Below are 592 nucleotides of genomic sequence, written 5' to 3'. Positions count from 1 at the left end.
TTGCAAACTAACGCTAAGCTAAGTAGTGAGCAACGTAATATGAAGTCACCGCATAGCACCTTAAACACATAAATCAACGCATACTAAAAATGCCACGCGTTGCGAATCTGCCTTAAGCGCTTTGTTAGTTTGCCACCATGATGAAGCCAGATGTTTAGCGCCAAGGTGCTGAATTAGCTATGAAACTACTGGCTTTGAATACAAAAGTAAAACGGGCAGCTCAGAATTTAAATATAACCAACAAAACGCACTTGGCTAAGAAGCGACATACGACAAATGACTACGGTTTGAAGCGCTTTAAGTGGCAAAGGATTCGTTCGACTAACCTGACGACCAAATGTGACCAAGCCATTTGTTAACAAATTAGCTGCCAAGAAAAAGAAAACGCATCAAAGAACTAGCGATAATGTTAGAACCAGTAATTGACTCACTCACCGCAAACACTTCCAACATAGTGCCACCGGAAAGTTCGTGAGATTGGAAAGCGAACAGGTGAATAGCTAGAGCGTAGAACAAGGCTTTTAGACCATAAATGCTTTTCTGCCCTTTGCAAACTAACGCTAAGCTAAGTAGTGAGCAACGCAATACGAAG

Annotated in this window: 2 protein-coding genes; one reads left to right on the top strand and one right to left on the bottom strand. The window is 41.7% G+C overall.

Annotated elements, in window-relative coordinates:
- Positions 1–179 precede the first annotated feature (179 nt).
- Positions 180–359, top strand: coding sequence for a hypothetical protein (locus OCT63_RS21410; protein ID WP_269984596.1), 180 nt, complete (start codon positions 180–182; stop codon positions 357–359).
- Positions 360–363: 4 nt separating this feature from the next.
- On the opposite strand, the gene OCT63_RS21405 is transcribed toward OCT63_RS21410, so the two are convergent.
- Positions 364–592: hypothetical protein (locus OCT63_RS21405; RefSeq protein WP_269984595.1), on the bottom strand; the 229-nt coding region annotated here is incomplete at its 5' end.

The organism is Vibrio sp. RW (genome assembly GCF_027587105.1).
Classification (GTDB): Bacteria; Pseudomonadota; Gammaproteobacteria; order Enterobacterales; family Vibrionaceae; genus Vibrio; species Vibrio toranzoniae.
This window is presented reverse-complemented; position numbering and strand designations above follow the sequence as displayed.